At 38.5% G+C, this 18,548-nt stretch carries 15 protein-coding genes, 1 tRNA gene and 1 other annotated feature; of the genes, 13 read left to right on the top strand and 3 right to left on the bottom strand.

What is annotated here, in order from left to right:
• Nucleotides 1-281: 281 nt before the first annotated feature.
• On the bottom strand, nt 282-524 hold the full coding sequence (locus tag C8270_RS18095; protein ID WP_158701768.1) for a hypothetical protein: 243 nt from the start codon (nt 522-524) through the stop codon (nt 282-284).
• Between the two features lie 218 nt (nt 525-742).
• Nucleotides 743-1,015 (top strand) — a binding site (T-box leader).
• Nucleotides 1,016-1,063: 48 nt separating this feature from the next.
• Here C8270_RS18095 and C8270_RS18090 point away from each other — a divergent pair.
• From C8270_RS18090 to C8270_RS18045, 10 genes are all read left to right on the top strand, one after another.
• A complete protein-coding gene (locus tag C8270_RS18090) occupies nt 1,064-1,912 on the top strand; it encodes an SAM hydrolase/SAM-dependent halogenase family protein (protein WP_106498182.1) in 849 nt (282 codons plus the stop codon).
• A gap of 117 nt (nt 1,913-2,029) precedes the next feature.
• Complete coding sequence (locus tag C8270_RS18085; RefSeq protein WP_234028659.1) at nt 2,030-3,058, top strand: sensor histidine kinase; 1,029 nt, start codon at nt 2,030-2,032, stop codon at nt 3,056-3,058.
• Between the two features lie 12 nt (nt 3,059-3,070).
• Nucleotides 3,071-3,709, top strand: coding sequence for a response regulator transcription factor (locus tag C8270_RS18080; protein ID WP_106498180.1), 639 nt, complete (start codon nt 3,071-3,073; stop codon nt 3,707-3,709).
• 185 nt (nt 3,710-3,894) lie between these two features.
• Entirely contained in the window at nt 3,895-4,827 is a 933-nt protein-coding gene (locus C8270_RS18075; protein ID WP_106498179.1) for an ABC transporter ATP-binding protein, read from the top strand.
• 14 nt (nt 4,828-4,841) lie between these two features.
• Nucleotides 4,842-6,107, top strand: coding sequence for an ABC transporter permease (locus C8270_RS18070; protein WP_106498178.1), 1,266 nt, complete (start codon nt 4,842-4,844; stop codon nt 6,105-6,107).
• Nucleotides 6,104-7,186 carry an ABC transporter permease gene (locus tag C8270_RS18065; RefSeq protein WP_106498177.1) on the top strand — a complete coding sequence of 361 codons (1,083 nt, stop codon included), beginning with the start codon at nt 6,104-6,106 and terminating at the stop codon, nt 7,184-7,186. The genes C8270_RS18070 and C8270_RS18065 overlap by 4 nt, the downstream gene beginning before the upstream one ends.
• A gap of 146 nt (nt 7,187-7,332) precedes the next feature.
• Complete coding sequence (locus tag C8270_RS18060) at nt 7,333-9,567, top strand: YhgE/Pip domain-containing protein (RefSeq protein WP_199794698.1); 2,235 nt, start codon at nt 7,333-7,335, stop codon at nt 9,565-9,567.
• 105 nt (nt 9,568-9,672) lie between these two features.
• Nucleotides 9,673-10,164, top strand: coding sequence for a DinB family protein (locus C8270_RS18055; RefSeq protein ID WP_106498590.1), 492 nt, complete (start codon nt 9,673-9,675; stop codon nt 10,162-10,164).
• Nucleotides 10,165-10,362: 198 nt separating this feature from the next.
• Nucleotides 10,363-11,322: an alpha/beta hydrolase gene (locus tag C8270_RS18050; RefSeq protein ID WP_106498176.1), complete on the top strand. Its 960-nt coding sequence runs from the start codon at nt 10,363-10,365 to the stop codon at nt 11,320-11,322.
• A gap of 7 nt (nt 11,323-11,329) precedes the next feature.
• Nucleotides 11,330-12,202: a hypothetical protein gene (locus C8270_RS18045; protein ID WP_106498175.1), complete on the top strand. Its 873-nt coding sequence runs from the start codon at nt 11,330-11,332 to the stop codon at nt 12,200-12,202.
• 33 nt (nt 12,203-12,235) lie between these two features.
• On the opposite strand, the gene C8270_RS18040 is transcribed toward C8270_RS18045, so the two are convergent.
• Both C8270_RS18040 and dat read right to left on the bottom strand, forming a co-directional pair.
• Nucleotides 12,236-14,236: a S9 family peptidase gene (locus tag C8270_RS18040; protein WP_106498174.1), complete on the bottom strand. Its 2,001-nt coding sequence runs from the start codon at nt 14,234-14,236 to the stop codon at nt 12,236-12,238.
• Nucleotides 14,237-14,402: 166 nt separating this feature from the next.
• Nucleotides 14,403-15,278, bottom strand: a complete 876-nt coding sequence (gene dat / locus C8270_RS18035; RefSeq protein WP_106498173.1) for a D-amino-acid transaminase — start codon at nt 15,276-15,278, stop codon at nt 14,403-14,405.
• Nucleotides 15,279-15,514: 236 nt separating this feature from the next.
• Between dat and C8270_RS18030 the strand changes: the two genes are divergently transcribed.
• The 3 genes from C8270_RS18030 (at nt 15,515) to C8270_RS18020 (ending at nt 18,492) form a co-directional block, all read left to right on the top strand.
• On the top strand, nt 15,515-16,204 hold the full coding sequence (locus C8270_RS18030) for a Crp/Fnr family transcriptional regulator (RefSeq protein ID WP_106498589.1): 690 nt from the start codon (nt 15,515-15,517) through the stop codon (nt 16,202-16,204).
• 618 nt (nt 16,205-16,822) lie between these two features.
• Nucleotides 16,823-16,896, top strand: a tRNA-Gly gene (locus C8270_RS18025).
• Between the two features lie 129 nt (nt 16,897-17,025).
• Entirely contained in the window at nt 17,026-18,492 is a 1,467-nt protein-coding gene (locus C8270_RS18020; protein WP_106498172.1) for a nicotinate phosphoribosyltransferase, read from the top strand.
• Nucleotides 18,493-18,548: the final 56 nt, after the last annotated feature.

Raw genomic sequence — 18,548 nt, 5'->3', positions numbered from 1 at the left:
AAGAATTTTGATTTATCGATGTTTTCGTACGTGATTTGTAGTATAATAAGCATAGATAGAAATCATTAGATTAACAGAATGAGAAATTAAAATATAGATATAATTGCTCAAATTTGATCGGTTTTATTTTTTAGTTGTTTTTTTAGAAAGATCAGAATAGAATAAAAAGGTGAGTCGCAAGCGGCAACTTGCGACTCAGACAGTTATCTGCAGAGTGCAGCGACTTTGTTATAGGGATCTAAAAAAAGTAATTTTCCCAGTTAACGCCATCGACAGGGTGATTACTTTTTTTCTCGGCTGTTGACAATTAACACTACAAGAGTTGAGAACATAAACATCAACTCTATTGCTTTTTCAATTGGAATCAATTGCTTCAGCCCCTTTCCTAGGGGATAAAAGCCGCCGATTAAAGAAGCTTCCCTATGCAGCTTCAGTGAAGCCCGCCCTGCATTACCTGTCCTCACCATTATACAATAAAATAACTGGAAAAGGTTGTAATTATTAGAAAATGGTACAATATTCATAGAAATCCATATATTTGTTTTAAAGCCCGTCTTTGTGCTCATTCATCAGTTTATTTCCATACTGCAGTTTGTCCATCCACAATCGTTTCCTGCCTGAATATAGGTTTGATCGTATCTATTAATTTGGAACAATTATCAAGTTAATTTTTAAAAAATTCACTTGATTTTTAAAACGTTTTTCCGTATACTAATTTTAAATTTAAGCAATATAATCTTTTCTAAAAACGTTGATGAGGGAAAGTAGGATTTGTTATTTTGTCCAGAGAGCTTCGGTAGCTGAGAAGAAGTGAAAATTCGAATCTGAACAATGGCCTCTGAGTTTCGTGCTGAACATATCATTTCTTGGATATTAGTAAGTTCCGACGGGATTTGGTACTCGTTATCGATGCCAAAGTATAAAAGTTTTTCGTCTTTTGTACTTATAGAGATTGTATGTGTGAGCATGCAATGAAATAAGGTGGTACCACGTTATGATAAACCACGTCCTTATCATTTAGTTGATGAGGGCGTTTTTTAATGAACAAAAGGAGGAAAACAACATGAATAAAAATATAGTTTTTCAAACAGACTTTGGTACAAGTGATGGTGCGGTCTCTGCTATGTATGGCGTAGCGATTTCAGTTGACCCGGCACTTCGAATTTTTGATTTAACCCACGATATTCCGCAATTTAACATATGGGAAGGATCCTATCGTCTGTATCAAACGATCTCTTATTGGCCTGAGGAAACTGTATTTGTATCGGTTGTCGATCCTGGCGTCGGGTCAGATCGGTTAAGTATCGTCGTGAAAACGGCTGACAATCAATATGTTGTGACACCTGATAATGGAACATTAACACATATTAAGAAAAACATAGGAATTGTAGAGGCTAGGGTTATTGATGAAAAAGTGAACCGATTACCAAGGTCTGGTGAGTCGTATACATTTCATGGGCGCGATGTTTACGCATATACAGGGGCACGACTCGCCGCGAATGTGATTTCTTTTGCTGAAGTGGGCCCGGTTATTGATGTGGAGGATATCATTGAATTGACGATTACCGAACCAAGTGTCAATCAAGGAGTAATTACCGGTACTATTGATATTCTCGATGTGCGGTTTGGAAACATTTGGACGAACATTTCCCGTGAGCTTTTCCAACAGGCAGGGATCGAATATGGGGATTCATTAGAAGTTACCATTGCAAATCATCTGAAGCAAGTTTACAAAAATAGGATGACGTTTGGTCGTTCATTTGCTGATAGCCGCCTTGGTGAACCATTACTTTACGTAAATTCGTTAGACAAGCTGGGCGTCGCTATTAACCAGGGTTCATTTGCCAAAGCGTATCATATCGAAACAGGCGCTAATTGGAAAATAACGATCCGTAGGGCTGTTGAAAGTTAACTATAAATTGCTTTCATATTAAGGTCTGGCTACTTGATCTGTGGCTGAAGGAAGGTGTAATCAGGCGTGAGAGATTTTTTGTTGCGTTTTGTGATTTTTTGTTTGCTGTGGGGTTTGATGATTTATCAGGAAAGTGAAAAAGTTCCTATCAGTATTTTGTTATTTACCGTTGCAGCAGGAATTTACTTTTTCTTATCGATGAAGAAAGGGCAATTTGTTTTATATTTGAGTTTATCTGGCGTTATTATTCTTCATGATTTTCTCATAGTAAACGAAAATACATATAGTTTTTTGCTGCTTCTATTTTTAGCGATCATTTCTTCATTCGGTCTAAGAGAAAAGCAATTTATTATCTATTTGGTTATTAATCTAGGATTATCCTTAATTATGAATGCTGTACATATGGATGAATTTGTTGAAATGGTAGGCATTATTGGTTTCTTTTATTTTTTAGTCTGGTCGTTAAACCGTATGGCACAAATAAGAAATGAGCAAAAGGAAATTTACGAGCAACTTTTAGGGGAGTATCGACAACTAAAGCGGATGAATTTAGTTGCGGAAAACGATGCGCGTTTAGAAGAACGGACGAAAATAGCACGTGATATTCATGATTCAGTTGGGCATCGTCTGACAGCATTAATCATGAAACTGGAAATATTGGCCATTCAAAATGATGATGCAAATTATATTGAATTAAAACAAATGGCACAGGAGAGTTTAGAGGAAACCCGGCAGGCAGTAAAAACACTGCAAACAGAAGAAAATGAGGGAATTGCAACTGTTGTGCATTTAATTCGTAAATTAGAAGCGGAAAGTCATATTCTGGTGCAATTTACCATGAAGCAAGGAGTGTTGTCGGCATCACTCTCTAATGAGAAAAGTGTTGCTTTATACCGTGCGATCCAAGAGGCGTTGACAAATGCGATGCGCCATGCACAATCGCGTGAAGTACATATTGTTTTAGGAAGATCTGCAGACGGAGCAATTTCTTTTGAAGTGAAGAATCCAGTTTTTACAGCTCGAGCTTTTACTTTTGGGTTTGGACTCACAAATATGCAGAAAAGAATTGGAAATGTTGGCGGAAAACTGGACATATACCAAACTGAAACTCAATTTGTTGTGAATGGACGGATTCCAATCGAGTAAGGAGAGGGTAGTGTGCTACGGGTATTATTAGTTGAAGATCAAGCAATCGTTCGACAAGGTTTAAAAGTTATTTTGGAGCAAGATGATGAGATTATGGTGACACACGAAGCAGAAAATGGACAAGAAGCACTAGCTATTTTAGAAAAACACATGATAGATTTTGTCATGATGGATGTAAGGATGCCTGTCATGAACGGTATCGAAGCAACAAGGCGAATAAAAGCTCAGTGGCCGGAAGTGAAAATATTGATTTTAACAACGTTTAATGATGATGAATATGCCGTACATGCGTTAAAGGAAGGTGCAAATGGATTTCTGTTAAAAACATCTGAATCTGGGAAATTAATTGACGCTGTACATAGTTGTATAAAAGGTGGATTGACAATTCATGATGAGGTGGCGGCAAAAGTAATGCCCCGCTTACTGCACCGGACTATGTCTACTGAAAATGATTTTAACCTTTCACCACGTGAATTATCAATCACCAAACTAATAGGGGAAGGAATGACGAATAAGGAAATTGCTGAAAGGTTATATTTGTCGATTGGAACGGTAAAGAATCATTTAACGCAGATTTTACAAAAAACCGGTATGCGCGATCGTACACAACTAGCAATTTATGCTGTGAAACATGATATTAATGAACCATAAAAACTTTCTGCCTAGGTGGAAAGTTTTTTACCATTTTAGAAGTAGTGACAATCCCAAGACTGAAGTCAATATACAAATCCTATCAAAAATGACTTAAGTCACTATCGTAATTAAAATCTGATGACTTCCGTTAGTAGTGCACCAAAATAAAACATCGTAAACTAGCGATATAGGAGGAGAGACAAATGCTTGAATTAGTAAATATGTCTAAAAGGTTCAAACAATTTTATGCTGTAAAGAATTTAAATATGTTTATTGAAAGAGGGGAAATTGTTGGTCTGCTTGGGCCAAATGGGGCAGGAAAATCAACAGCAATTTCCATGCTGTCATCACTTATCGAACCAACAACCGGTGATGTACGACTGAATAACAAGAGTGTTGTTAAAAATCCGGTCCCACTAAGAGAAGTCATTGGGATTGTTCCCCAGGAGATCGCATTATATAACGATCTAACAGCTGAAGAGAATTTGCAGTTCTTTGGTAGAATTTATCGGTTAAAAGGTGATGAACGGAAACAGAAAATAGATGAAGTGTTAAAACAGATTGGATTAACGGAGAAACGAAAAGAAGTTGTCAAAAAATTTTCTGGCGGGATGAAACGACGTTTGAATATTGGTGTAGCATTATTACATGATCCGGAGTTAATTATCATGGATGAACCAACCGTAGGGATTGATCCGCAATCGAGAAATTATATTTTAGAAACAGTTAAGCGGCTAAATAAGGAAAAACAAATGACGGTTTTGTACACAAGTCATTACATGGAAGAAGTTGAGTTTCTCTGTGATCGTATATACATCATGGATAGGGGGAATTTAATTGCTTCTGGGACGAAGGAAGAAATTAAACGAATACTTTCCTCTGAAAAAACGATTGTCATTAAAACAGGTCAATTAAATGATGAATTTCTTAACACTTTAAAGCAGGAACCAACCATTCGTAGGGTTATGGCAGAAGAGAAGATGGTTAAAGTGATAGTGCCTAAGGAAGTTAACATTTTCCGTACAGTTTTAAAGGTTGCAGAAAGTACGGGGATTGAATTAAATTCTGTTGATAGTAAAACGGCTACACTGGAAGATGTTTTTCTGCATCTGACAGGCAGAGCGCTAAGGGATTAGGGGTGAGGGGGGAAATGATTTGGTCAATTATAAAGAAACAGGGGTTAATTCTGCTTCGAAATCCGCAGCAACTTCTCCTCTTAATTGGACTTCCGATTATTTTAATTGCTATTTTAGGTGCTTCACTGAGTAGTTTTATGAATGGGGAGTCCGTATCCATTGATGCAAAAATCGCCTTAATTGAGCAAGGAGACAGTCATAAGCAAGTCAAACAATTTCTTTATGAAATAGAGCAAAGTTCGTTGCCTGAAGAACAAATCAGTCAAATTAGGCAACGTGCTGAACAGGTTAATCCGGTTCAATCACTAAAAGACGTTTTTGAAAGTGAGGAACTACGTGATGTCATCCAAATAAAAACAGCTAAATCGTCAGAAAAGGAGGAGATCCTCCATGACGATTCCTATGCAGCGGTAATCGAGGTACCCGATAATTTTACCTATGATACGTTACATTCTATTTTTGGGGGAGAGGATGTTAACAGTACACTGGAAGTTTATCAAAATGAAGGGAATACGATTGGTTCAAATGCTGTTAAAAATATTATCCAGCAATATCAAGAGCAATTAACGTTACTTACTTTTGCTGGGAAAAACGGCGTAAATCCGGAAACATTGCAAGTAGACGCAAAAATAATCAAAGGTGAGACGGCGACTTTACATCAGAAAGAAGCAATTTCATCAAAAGAATACTATGCAGTTGGAATGGCAGTAATGAATGTGCTCTATCTCGCTTCAACAATTGGCTCATTTGCCTTTTTAGAAAGAAAAAAGCATGTGTTTAACCGAATTATTCTTGCCGGGGTCTCTAGGTGGACATATTTTATAGGGATATTTATTTCTGGCGTTATTTTTAGTTTCGTCCATTTAGTAATCATTTTCGGATTTTGTTGGTTATTTTACGATGTTGTTTGGTCCAATGTTGCAGGTTTTATCCTTATAACATTAAGTCTCGCGTTTGCGGTTGGTGGATTATCAGTTCTACTTACGGCGATAAGTTTTCGCATGAAGTCAGAGGTTATTACAAATTTTTTCTCGAATATTCTTGTTGCGGTTTTTGCCTTTTTAGGGGGCAGTTTTTTTCCAATCGGTGATTTATCAAAAACCATTCAATTTCTTGGTAACCTCACGCCAAACGGTGCAAGTATGACGGCATATTTAAGTATTTTGCATGGGGATGAGGTTGCTGTGATACTTCATTATCTTTTATTTCTGGTCTTTTTTGCTATTGCCTTCATTGTAATTGCGGTACTTAGTTTTCCGAAAAGGGGGCAAACGGTATGATCGGGATCATGCTAGCAAAAATAAAACGTTTTATTCGAGAACCTTGGACATTTATTATTATGACAATTATGACAATTGGATTTGCTTCTATTATAGGTTATAGTAATTCGGATTCAATTACAATTCCTGTATATAGTGTTGACGACCATATTCGCGAATCTATTGTTGGTGATATTTTGACTGATTCGGATGCGCTATCATTTAAATGGATGTCAGAAGATGATACCGCTGAAATGATCTCAAGCGGAAAGGCAGAGGTAGGAGTTGAACTGCTGAAAAATGATTTTCGTGTCCTGGTTGGTGTTGAATCTCCCACGGTTGAACTAGTAAGGCAAACTGTAGAATCTGCTTACACGAAAAAAATACAGTATCAGCAATTATCGGAGTCAACAGATGTAAGAGATATACAATCAGTCATCAAGGATCCGGTTTTCACAATAGAAACTACATCATTTCGTGGGTCAGATGCAAATATTAACGACAATACACTTCAGCCATTGTTTGGATTTACGTTGTTTTTCGTTATTTACACCATCGCCTATAATGTTTTTCATATATTAGAAGAAAAGACTGATGGAATATGGGATCGGGTTATTTTATCCCCTGTGAAAAAGTGGGAAATGTATGTTGCTAACTTCCTGTACAGCTTTATTACTGGTTATTTACAAGTAGTTATTACATTCTCTGTCTTCCGTTATTGGATTGGGGTAGACTTCAATGGGAATTTTGCCGAGGCTTTACTCCTGTTAATACCGTACGTATTTGCCATTGTAGCGTTAGCTATTTTGATTACAGGATTCGTTAAAACAGTACAGCAGTTTAATGCGGCCATTCCGATCATTGCTGTTAGTATGGCAATGATTGGTGGTGCTTACTGGCCATTAGAAATTGTTCAATCCGAATTTATGCTAACCTTGGCAAAGTTTGTTCCGATCACATATGGGATGGAAGTTTTAAATGGTGTGGCTGTTTACGGTTATTCAATGAGTGAGTTGCTTTATCCCATCAGCATCTTACTCTTGATGGGTGTAATAATGACAGGAATTGGCATTCATCTGATGGAGAAGCGGCATATATAAATATCAATGGGTTAATCACAGCATTTGTGGTTAACCTATTTTTTTGTGAATAGCGATGTTGGCATCTAAAGTTATGAAAAACAAGGATTAGGGAAGGATTTAACTAAGATGAAACATAGATGAGTATATTTACAAGGACGGTATGTATGAAAAACATCTTCAATATTTTCAAAACAGACGTAAAGAATATCGGAACAAATTGGGTCGCTGCTATCCTAATCGGTGGTTTGATTATCCTGCCGTCACTGTATGCGTGGTTTAATATTAAAGCCTCATGGGATCCTTATAGCCAGACAGATCAAATTCCGATTGGCGTCGTGAATGAAGATGTGGGTGCAAATCTTCGTGATCAGGAAATTCATGTTGGGGATGATTTGGTCGAAACGTTAAAGAAGAACAATGATATGGATTGGCAGTTTGTCAGCCACAATCAGGCAATGGAAAAATTAGAGTATGGGGAGTATTTCGCTGTCATTGTTATCCCGAAGAATTTTTCCGAAAAACTAAGTAGTGTTATTAGCGATAACCCCGAAAGAGCTACTGTTGATTATTATGTAAATGAAAAAACAAACGCAATTGCTCCTAAGATCACGGAAAAAGGTGCTAGTGTCATTGTTGAGCAAATTAGCAGTAAGTTTATTTCCACAGTTAATGGGGTTATTTTTGATTTGTTTAATGAAATTGGGATTGAATTGGAAAGTGATCTCCCGGATATTAAACGATTTGAAAATTACGTTTTTAAAATAGAAGAAAAACTGCCAGAAATTCATCAAACATTAAAGGAATCAATGACGGATGCTACAAATGCGCAAGAGATGATAGATAAGGCACAAGGGTTAATTCCGGATGCCAAACAAGTGACAAATAGTGGCTTGCAAACCATTGATGATACAACTGCATTTCTAAAAAAAGCCGAAGATCGATTGAATAACATGGCGCCAAAGATTAAAAAGGATTTAGCAAAGGTGCGAAATATAGCTACTGAGGCGAACAATTTCATTAGCAAAGCCCAATCAACCACGATTGATTTTAACGGTGGCAAAGAAATCAGTGATCAATTAAATGGAAAAGTGAATGAAGCGCTTCAGCGAATTAGTACAGTTGAAAAGGCATTGCAGCAATTGAAGGCACAGAATGACAATAGGCAAAATCAACGAAATAAGCAAAGTGATGATGAGGAACAAACTGGCGGGAATTTACAAGATCTAAACGAGCAGCAACAGCCAAATGATCAACTAGATGAAGCGCTACAACGATTGGAAATCTTAAAGTCAGGTTTGCTGGAAGCACAAAGTAATATTGATAAAATAAATTCTTTTATTGAGAATAAAAAGCAGGAAGTAGACAGTGTTATTGCTGATTTACAGAATATAACAGCAACAACAGCTAAAAACATCGATGCTTTTGTGAAGGAGTACCATGACACAATTGAGCCAACTGTTTTACAAGAAGTAGATAAGGCTAAAGATACGTTATCAGATGCGAAAGGAATTTTAACTAAGATTCAGTCGACAATACCTGAAGTCGAAGGGATATTGAATCGAACGGAAAATAATTTAGGCGAAGGTAAAGAAGTGCTCAACGATGTGCTTGGTGAATTTCCTTACGTGAATGAAAAAGTTAACCAACTAGCAACCCATATTCGTGATATTCAAGGTGAAACTGATATAAATGAGATCATCCAGTTATTGCAAAACGATCCACAAGCAGAGCGAGGATTTTTTGCTGAACCGGTCCAACTCAACGAAAATAAACTCTTCCCAATTCCGAATTATGGATCTGGAATGACACCATTTTATACGGTATTAGCGATTTGGGTTGGTGCGTTGTTATTGATTTCGCTATTAGCAGTCAGTGTTAGGAATGATGAGACGTATACACCGCGGCAAATTTACGTTGGCCGATTTTTAACCTTTATTTGCATTGGAATCGTGCAAACGTTAATTGTTACTTTAGGTGATATTTTCCTAATCGATGTTTATATTCGGGCACCAATTTGGTTTGTGTTGTTCGGCTTATTTATTGGAGTTGTATTCATGTTAATCGTCTATACATTCGTTTCTGTGTTTGGTGATGTTGGTAAGGCAATGGCGATTGTGTTGCTTGTATTGCAAATAGCTGGCTCAGGTGGAACATATCCAGTTGTTCTATTACCTGAGTTCTTCCAAGCAATTAATCCATACTTGCCATTCACATATGCGATTGATCTAATGCGCGAAGCTGTTGGCGGGATTGTCTGGGAGCGAGCTTATCGAGATATTTTCTTCTTAGCAATATTTGGTGTCATTGCATTATTACTAGGCACTTTCTTAAAAGGACCAATTAATCGAAAGGGAAAGACACTAATGAAAAAATCAAAGGAATCGGGATTATTTCATTAATAAAATGAATGCTGTATAGTAAGGATAGGAAGTAAATTCCATAATATGAATATTGTAGACTGTGGACGAAAGAATTTGATAAGTGATAAAAAAGGAGAGATTTTTTTGCAACCAAATGATCAAGCTCGCGAAACGATATTGACGGAAGTAAATGGGATTTCGGATGAGAATTTGAATAAGAAACCGGATGAAAAAAGCTGGTCAATTAAACAAGTGCTTGAGCATTTGTTTTTAATGGAAGGTGCAATTGTGAAAACGATTGCGGATCAATTGGAAAATGGGGAGGATGTCGATACGGACCAAAAACCAATTGAAGCAACCGTTGATCGCAGTAAAAAAGTTGAGGCACCTGATTTTGCCGACCCGTCTGCAGATTACGCAACACTTGATGAAATGAAATTAAAACTGGAGGCATCCCATCAAGGACTAATTCAATTGGTGGAAAAAGCTGATGTGGATAAGCTCGAACGTAAAGCCTTTCCACATCCAGTATTCGGACAAATGAGTTTAAAACAATGGATTCCGTTTATTGGATGGCATGAGAAGAGACATATATTGCAAATCCAGGAAGTGAAAGAAGCACTTGGTTTAACCTGATTTCCTGGAGTAGCATCTGGTGGCTATGACCAATTGATGATGGACTAAATAGATAGTTACATACAAAAAGCGGGCAGTAAATTGCCTGCTTTTTGTTATGAAACACAATTTTGTAAAGAAGTACCAGCGCTTATTTTTCATTGTTGCCTTGATTCTCCTGTATAATAGAATTATAGCTTTTTAGAAAGGAGTGCGAATGTGAAGGGAAAAAAATGGCCAAAAATTAGTATAGGAATTATTATCATTCTATTTATTATAGATGCAGTTGCCGGCTTCTTTTTTTATAACCTGGCAATTGATCGCAATCAAAAGGACTTTTTACAGGACAATACTGACCTTGAAGTTTCCGCTGAGGCGATGGACGTTTTCATGAAAGGTGATTGGCGCAATTGGGTCAGTAACCAGCAATTTGAAGAGGTGGAAATGACTTCTTATGACGGACTGGCGCTTAATGGTTATTTTTTACCAGCAAAAGAGCCTACAAATAAGACCGTTATTTTAGCGCATGGTTATCTTGGAAGTGGGAAAGACATGGGTTTATACGGTCAATATTATTATGAAAAACTTGGCTACAATCTGTTGATGCCTGATGCTCGCGGTCACGGTCAAAGTGAGGGTGACTATATTGGGTTTGGCTGGCATGACCGCTTAGATTATGTGGATTGGATTAATTTGATGGTTGATAAACTTGGTCCGGATACGGAAATTGTACTTCATGGCGTGTCAATGGGCGCGGCTACTGTACTGATGACAAGCGGCGAAAAATTACCTGCCAATGTGAAGGCGATCGTCTCCGATAGTGCATATACAAGTGTGAAGGATATGTTTGCCTATCAAATGAAGCGCATGTATCATCTCCCATCATTCCCGATTTTACCGACAGTGAGTCTCGTTACTGACATGAGGGCCGGTTATTCATTATCGGAAGCATCCGCCTTGGATCAGGTGAAGAAAGCGGAAGTACCAATCTTGTATGTCCATGGAAATGCGGATACATTCGTACCAACTAGAATGTCAAAAGAACTCTATGAAAATACCAAAAGTGAAGCCGAAATCATGACCGTTGATGGAGCCGGACATGGGGAATCATTCGTTGTAGATCAAGATCGATATAAAGAAAAACTCAGCTCGTTTTTGGAGCGATATGTGAAGGAATAAGCAGTCATTGGACTGCTTATTTTTTTGTGTTGACTGGGGGAGTGGGAATATCGGTGCGTGTGCGGAAACATCGGCCGGAATGCGCAGGAACATTGAACAGGGCGCGAGAACATCAGCCCGAGAGCGGGAACATCGACCGGAATGCGAGAACATCGACCCTAGAGCGGGAACATCGACCCGAGCACGGAAACATCAGCCTGAAATCGGAAACATCAACCCGAGTGTGAGAACATCAGCCCGAAATCGGAAACATCGACCGGAATGCGAAAACATCAACCCGAACGCGAGAACATCAGCCCGAACGCGAGAACATCAGCCCGAACGCGAGAACATCAGCCCGAACGCGAGAACATCGACCCGAAATCGGAAACATCAGCCCGAAATCGGAAACATCAACCCGAGAACGGAAACATCAGCCCGAAATCGGAAACATCAGCCCGAGCACGGAAACATCAGCCCGAAATCGGAAACATCGACCGGAACGCGAGAACATCAGCCCGAGAGCGGGAACATCGACCGGAATGCGAGAACATCAGCCCGAAAGCGAAAACATCAACCCGAACGCGAGAACATCGACCGGAAAGCGAAAACATCAACCAGAGAGCGGGAACATCAACCCGAAATCGGAAACATCGACCCGAGTGTGAGAACATCAGCCCGAAATCGGAAACATCGACCGGAATGCGAGAACATCAGCCCGAAAGCGAAAACATCAACCCGAACGCGAGAACATCAGCCCGAAAGCGAGAACATCAGCCCGAGAACGGAAACATCAACCCGAAAGCGAGAACATCAGCCCGAAATCGGAAACATCGACCGGAAAGCGAAAACATCAACCCGAGCGCAAGAACATCAACCCGAGCACTATAAAAAAAGTTGATACTCTAATAGAGAGCATCAACTTTTCCCCAGCCTATAAATATTCCTCAAACCACCTGCAAATATGTTGCAAGCGTGCCATTCGCATTTCCGGCTTACCGCTTCTGCTCAGTTCATGATTTGAACCTGGGAAGCGGACAAATTCTACTTCTTTTTTCAGATGTTTTAACGTTACATATAACTGCTCACCTTGTTCGATCGGGCAACGAAGATCTTGTTCACCGTGCACAATCAGTAATGGGGTTTCTACATTCTCCACATACTTTAATGGAGAGAAATCCCATAGTTTGGCTGGATCGTCCATTAAATTTTGGCCGAGTTCCCATTTTGTAAAGAAGTACCCAATATCACTGACCCCATAAAAACTAAGCCAGTTACTGATCGAACGCTGGGTAACTGCTGCTTTGAAGCGATTCGTATGACTAACGATCCAGTTCGTCATGAAGCCACCATAACTGCCACCGGTTACGCCGAGACGATCCGTATCAATAAAGGTATAGTTTTCCAGAGCGTAATCAACCGCTGCCATTAAATCAGTATAATCTTTCCCGCCGTAATCTGACCGGCACGCGTTAACAAATTCCTGTCCATAGCCATGACTACCCCTTGGATTGGTATACAGGACAATATATCCTTTTGCTGCAAGTAATTGCAATTCATGGAAAAAGGTTTGCCCATACATGGCATGTGGGCCCCCGTGAATTTCTAGTACAAATGGATATTTTTTATCTTCCTTAAATCCATATGGATGTAGAAGCCACCCTTGAATTTCCCAACCATCTTCAGCAGTAACTGTGATCGTTTCTGGTTCAGCCAATACTACTTCTTCTAAAAGTTCAGCATTAGCATTTGTTAATCGTGTCATTTTCGCATCTTTCAATTGATAAAAATTGCACGGATTTGTTGGTGTGCTGATACCTAAAATAAATTTACCTGTCTTATTGTCATAGGAAAACCCGAAAACATGATTGTTATCTTTATAAAGCACTTCAATGTTGCTGTTTAAATCAGCTTGGTAGAGCCCTGTTGCGCCATGATCTGTTCCAATAAAAAATAGTTTTTCCTCATTTTCTGACCATACAGGCCCTTCTTGAGATTGCCCCATTCTCGTATCACCGATCATCGCATCCCCAAGTTGCATGTCAAGAGATGAACTTAAACATGTTCTATCTTTCGTTGCAACATCTATCACATATAGCTCGTTCAATGTTGCACCACTGTATTCATATTCATGACCGAAACAAGCAATTTTATTACCGCTTGGCGAAAAGCTGGCATTGCCATATGCTCCGTTTCCGTCCGTTAATTTTGTTATTTCCTTGGTCGTTATGTCTAATGTGAACAGGTCATTCGTTAAGGAATAATCTGCATCGTCATCAAGATTAGCAGAAAATAGTATAAGACTTCCATCAGGAGAAACATCTTCAAAGCCATGATCGGCGTCGCTTGATGTCAGCTGAGTAAAGGTTTCCTTTTCCACATCAAAGAGTACCAATTGCGCTTTTTTACTGTCATGAAATCCCTTCGCATCGGATTTGTGATCAAGTCGGTCAATCACAATTGGTTTGCTAGCCTTTTTTTCTTCCTCCTCTTTACGTTCTTCTTTGGATTGCTCGGCTTGATCTCGTACATTGTCATCCTTATTCAATTCGGCAGTGAAAATAATCGACTTTCCATCTTTGGACCATTCAGGATTAACGGCACCGTATTTGAAAAAAGTTAGTTGACGTGCTTCACCACCGTGTGTTGGAACAAGCCAAAGCTGAGGGATACCGCTTCTTGTAGACTGGTAAACTAGCTTTTTTCCATCAGGAGAAAAACGCGGATGGCTACTTTTAGCATCATTAAATGTCCATTGCAGTGGTTGTTTATCCGTTATTTTTTGAGAGAAGAGTTGTGATTGATACTCGTTTTCGTCATTGACTGTTGTGGAGACAAATGCGTATGTTTCCCCATTAGGTGCAATTTGTGGGTCACTGTATACTGCGATTTTTGTTAGATCTTCTACTGTTAAAGCACGTTTTGAATTTGCCATGAAACAAGTCCTCCCAATTTGAGTGATAACATTCTGAACTTTTATTTAGTTTAATCTATTTCGAATGGCGAATCAAATGGAAAGATCGTAAAATGGAACATCATTTGATACTGACCCATCCAAAATAAAAAAATCCCCTTATAACCATAAGGGAATTTCACGTTCGTTAATTTGTTTGTTCCACTTTTTTCGTTTCGATATTAGCATCTATCACATATGCTTCTTGTAGCTGCTGGGTGATTTTTCCTGGCTTACCATCTGCGACAGGCTTATCATCAACGGTGACGATTGGCATAATTTCTGACGTACTGCTCGATAAAAATAGCTCATCGGCTGTTTCAATGTCGGTAACAGAAAACCCATCTTCATTGAATGGAATACCAAGCCGGTTGGCAAATTGTTCCACACGAATACGTACACAGCCATGCAAAATATTTCGTGTTGCCGGATGGGTGAAAATTTCTCCGTTTTTAACAAGATAGACGTTTGAAGAGCTGCATTCTGTTACAAATCCATCCCGATTAAGAATAGCCTCATAACAGCCGTGTTCTTTTGCCTCTTGTTTAGCCATCACATTCGGTAACAAGTTAAGACTTTTAATATAGCAATTTTCCCAACGAACATCGCGCTGTGTAATCGCTCCAACTCCATTTTCTAAAAACTCCAGATTACGTGGTAAGGCTTTTACATATACGTATGCATTCGCCGCTACCCCAACCGGAAAAGTATGCTCTCTTGGGGCAGATCCGCGGGTAACTTGAAGGTATACCTTTGCATCTGTCTGAACATCGTTTTTTGTCAATAATGTGTTTAATAGTGTTTTAAGCTCTTCCTTTTCGAATGGCAGCTGTATTTTTACAGCCTCTGCTGAGCGAAATAATCGACTTACATGTTCCTCAAGCAAGTAATATTCACCATGGTAAATACGGATGACCTCGTATATACCATCGCCAAATTGTAACCCACGTTCTTCAAACGGATACTGTAACGAATCACGGTGGGCAAATTTTGTTTGCGATAAAATAATCGGATAGATAGACATTTCTGTTAACGCCTCCTATAAAAGCTTAAACCTATTCTATATCTTTCTATGTGACTTGTAAATGAAGGAAAATGCGCTTTTATTCTGTAAATCGTGATAAATATCACAGTTTTTGTTTTGTTAGATCAATATAATGGGTATTAATAAGGTAAGTATCTAATATATTTACGGTAAATGGAGCTGGCGGTTGGATTTTTTATACTCCTATAAATTTTTGAAAAAGGATTGTGATGATGATGGAACCTTTGTTGCTACGGCTCGAAACCAATGATTATAATATGCTAATTGCTGATTCAGAACGGTTACGTGTTAAAAAAGGAGAGCTTATTTTTAGCGAAGGTAGTTTAGCTGAGAACTTATATTTTATTAGCAAAGGTGAAATTCGTATTTTTAAAGATTTGGGTGAGAATAAGAAATTAACTATTTTTACTCGGAGTGAACAGGACGGATTCGGTGAGATCGGCATTTTTAGTGGAAATAAATATTCGAATACAGCTCAGGCTACAAAGAATAGTGAATTGTTTATCATTAAAAAAGCAGAATTGGAAAAACTTCTTGGTCAGAATGGGGGATTAGGATTGCAATTCACTAGATGGGTTGCGGAGTCCTTAGAGGAAAGCAAAGCGAGAATTCGCGATTTTATAGCATTTGGATCAGAAGGCGCCGTGGCATCCATGTTTGTTCGGTATTCGAATATGTATGGAATTGTAACACCAAAGGGGATTCGAATTACAGAACCAATCATGATCCGGGACATTAGTAATTATATTGGGATTTCCAGAGAAACGGTGAGCAGGATTGTGAATAAATGGAAAGCTCAAGGGATTTTAACAAATGATAATAAATACTTTTTAATAAAAGATATAAATTACTTCAAAAAATTGCTGGCATGCGAAAAATGCGGTGTGGAAAATTGCGTCATGTAAGGGTTCCTTTAAATGGGATCCCTTTTTTATGTAATAATGACTAAAAATCGACAAATTTCCCTTGATTATAAGTGATCAAATTGCTATAATAAAAAATACGTTACAAAAACGCATAATGCACGTGAATAAAACTTAATAATTAATTAACACCAAAATGCGGGTGTAGTTTAGTGGTAAAACCTCAGCCACGAGGAAAACATCCACCGAATAAGCTACGAGTTGCCCCGAAGCACAAAACACCCTTGAATAAACTAGAAGATGTAGGGGCATATGCACGTGAATAAAACTTAATAATTAATTAACACCAAATGCGGGTGTAGTTTAGTGGTAAAACCTCAGCCACGAGGGAAACATCCACCGAATAAGCTACGAGTTGCCCCGAAGCACAAAACACCCCTGAATAAACTAGAAGATGTAGGGGCATATGCACGTGAATAAAACTTAATAATTAATTAACACCAAATGCGGGTGTAGTTTAGTGGTAAAACCTCAGCCACGAGGGAAACATCCACCGAATAAGCTACGAGTTGCCCCGAAGCACAAAACACCATTGAATAAACTAGAAGATGTAGGGGCATATGCACGTGAATAAAACTAAATAATTAATTAACACCAAATGCGGGTGTAGTTTAGTGGTAAAACCTCAGCCTTCCAAGCTGATGATGAGGGTTCGATTCCCTTCACCCGCTCCATACATACGTCATAACGCAGTGTTTCGTAAAAGCAGAATTACGAAGCGTTGCGTTTTTAATTTAATTACGGATTTTTTAATATTGAAATTGAATTTTTAGTTTGGACAATAATATTGGGAGGCTTTTCCTATGTCATACACAGATGATAGCTTAGCATTGCACACAGATTTGTATCAAATTAATATGGCCGAAACGTATTGGGCTGACAATATGCATAATCGAAAGGCAGTATTTGATTTGTATTTTAGAAAAATGCCGTTTGAAAGTGGTTTTGCAGTATTTGCTGGATTGGAAAGAATAATTGATTATATCAACAATTTTCGATTTAGTGCTTCAGATTTATCCTATTTAAAGGAAGAATTAGGATATGGTGATGATTTCATCGACTACTTAAAAGGAATTAGCTTTAACGGTACGATCAAGTCTGTATGTGAAGGGGAAATTGTGTTTGGCAATGAACCCCTCTTACGTGTGGAAGCCACTTTAGCTGAAGCGCAGTTGATGGAAACAGCCTTACTCAATATTGTGAACTACCAAACATTGATTGCAACTAAAGCAGCAAGGATTAAACATATTGTCGGTGATCAGCTTTTAATGGAATTTGGAACAAGAAGGGCACAAGAAATGGATGCGGCCATTTGGGGTACTAGGGCGGCATTCATCGGCGGATTTGATGCAACAAGTAATGTTAGGGCAGGGAAACTATTTCATATTCCGGTATCAGGCACACATGCGCATTCCATGATTCAAGCCTATAGAGACGAATATACGGCATTTAAAAAATACGCAGAAAGGCATCGTGATTGTGTATTCCTGGTTGATACGTATGACACATTGAAATCTGGTGTCCCCAACGCAATAAAAGTAGCACAAGAATTGGGTGATCAGATAAATTTCTTAGGTGTTCGTTTGGATAGCGGTGATATGGCATATTTATCAAAAGAGGCTCGAAAAATGCTAGATGCTGCAGGTTTTAATGAAGCAAAAATATACGCGTCCAATAATTTAGATGAGTCGACCATTTTAAGTTTACAAAGTCAAGGTGCAAAAATAGATGTTTGGGGAGTTGGAACCAAACTCATCACAGCTTATGATCAACCAGCATTAGGAGCTGTATATAAGCTGGTTTCCATAGAAGATGAAAATGGGAACATGCAAGATACGATTAAAATATCTGGAAATCCAGAAAAGGTTACAACACCTAGTATGAAGAAACTTTATCGGATCATAAATACAATAAATAATAATGCTGAAGGAGACTATATTACATTAGAAAATGAGCAGCCAAATGATGAAGATAGACTAAAAATGTTTCACCCTGTACACACTTACATAAGTAAATTTGTTACAAATTTCAACGCGATTAATTTGCATCATGATGTATTTGTAGACGGTAGTTTAACCTATAAAAGTCCGAACCTGAATAATATGCAAGCATATGCAAAAGAGCAACTAAACCTGTTCTGGGAGGAATACAAACGCACCATTAATCCGGAAGAATATGCTGTTGATTTGAGTCAGAAGACGTGGGACAACAAAATGAACAACATTAGAGAGGTTAGGGAAAAAGTCGGAAAGATGGGAAAGTATCAATAAGGTATCCGCAATTCTAACAGTGGGGGATGTTAGATTCCCCACTGAACATTACTTCA

It is taken from the genome of Lentibacillus sp. Marseille-P4043 (assembly GCF_900258515.1).
GTDB lineage: Bacteria > Bacillota > Bacilli > Bacillales > Amphibacillaceae > Lentibacillus_C.
Note: the sequence above shows the minus strand (reverse complement) of the source record. Positions and strands in the feature narration are given on the sequence as shown.

Coding starts and splice junctions, on each gene's coding strand:
- C8270_RS18095 (WP_158701768.1), bottom strand. CDS start 524: ATGAATATTGTACCATTTTCTAATAATTACAACCTTTTCCAGTTATTT.
- C8270_RS18090 (WP_106498182.1), top strand. CDS start 1,064: ATGAATAAAAATATAGTTTTTCAAACAGACTTTGGTACAAGTGATGGT.
- C8270_RS18085 (WP_234028659.1), top strand. CDS start 2,030: ATGATTTATCAGGAAAGTGAAAAAGTTCCTATCAGTATTTTGTTATTT.
- C8270_RS18075 (WP_106498179.1), top strand. CDS start 3,895: ATGCTTGAATTAGTAAATATGTCTAAAAGGTTCAAACAATTTTATGCT.
- C8270_RS18070 (WP_106498178.1), top strand. CDS start 4,842: ATGATTTGGTCAATTATAAAGAAACAGGGGTTAATTCTGCTTCGAAAT.
- C8270_RS18065 (WP_106498177.1), top strand. CDS start 6,104: ATGATCGGGATCATGCTAGCAAAAATAAAACGTTTTATTCGAGAACCT.
- C8270_RS18060 (WP_199794698.1), top strand. CDS start 7,333: ATGAAAAACATCTTCAATATTTTCAAAACAGACGTAAAGAATATCGGA.
- C8270_RS18040 (WP_106498174.1), bottom strand. CDS start 14,236: ATGGCAAATTCAAAACGTGCTTTAACAGTAGAAGATCTAACAAAAATC.
- dat (WP_106498173.1), bottom strand. CDS start 15,278: ATGTCTATCTATCCGATTATTTTATCGCAAACAAAATTTGCCCACCGT.
- C8270_RS18030 (WP_106498589.1), top strand. CDS start 15,515: ATGGAACCTTTGTTGCTACGGCTCGAAACCAATGATTATAATATGCTA.
- C8270_RS18020 (WP_106498172.1), top strand. CDS start 17,026: ATGTCATACACAGATGATAGCTTAGCATTGCACACAGATTTGTATCAA.